The organism is Methanobacterium sp. (assembly GCA_030017655.1).
Lineage (GTDB): Archaea > Methanobacteriota > Methanobacteria > Methanobacteriales > Methanobacteriaceae > Methanobacterium_D.
Genome location: JASEIM010000083.1, coordinates 1 through 628, shown reverse-complemented (window position 1 = coordinate 628; position 628 = coordinate 1). Strand labels below are relative to the sequence as shown.

General features: G+C 36.6%; 1 protein-coding gene. It reads right to left on the bottom strand.

The window, feature by feature from the left end; all coding sequences use genetic code 11:
- Window positions 1-566: cobalt ECF transporter S component CbiM (cbiM, locus tag QMD61_11725; GenBank protein ID MDI6725302.1), on the bottom strand; the 566-nt coding region annotated here is incomplete at its 3' end.
- Window positions 567-628: the final 62 nt, after the last annotated feature.

The following is a 628-nucleotide window of genomic DNA, read 5'->3' as shown; positions in this document are numbered from 1 at the left end:
ATTGCTAACGGAATCTGAGTGTAGGCAAAAATAACTCCGAATTTTACAAAAGCTTCTCCAAATGTAGGAACTGGGAAAGCCAGTGCTAATTGAATTGAAGTAGTTACGTAAGTTAACCAATCTCCAAGAAGTGCAGCAAAAAATATTGCAATAGATGCTGACCAACCTATCTTTTTTATTCCTTTAAACACTAACCACGCAGCAACGGGGCCTATAATACCCATAGAGAAAATATTAGCGCCAAGAGTAGTTAGTCCACCATGTGCTATAAGAATTGCCTGGAAAACAAGAACAATTGCCGCTAAAACACTGGCAACTGCCGGTCCAAAGAGTACAGCCCCTAAACCATTACCAGTAGGGTGGGAACAACTTCCAGTAACTGAAGGAAGTTTTAAAGATGATAAAATAAACATAAATGCGCCTGAAACTGCTAAAAGTGGTTTTGATTCGGGGTTTTTTTCTGTAATCTTTTTAATTTGAATGACACCATATGCAACTACTGGTAATACCACTATATACCAGAATAAGCACCACTGCCATGGTAAGAATCCTTCCATTATATGCATATTAAACTCTCCTTTACTTTTTCTAAAGTATACTTGAATGAACTTCATATATAAATATTTTG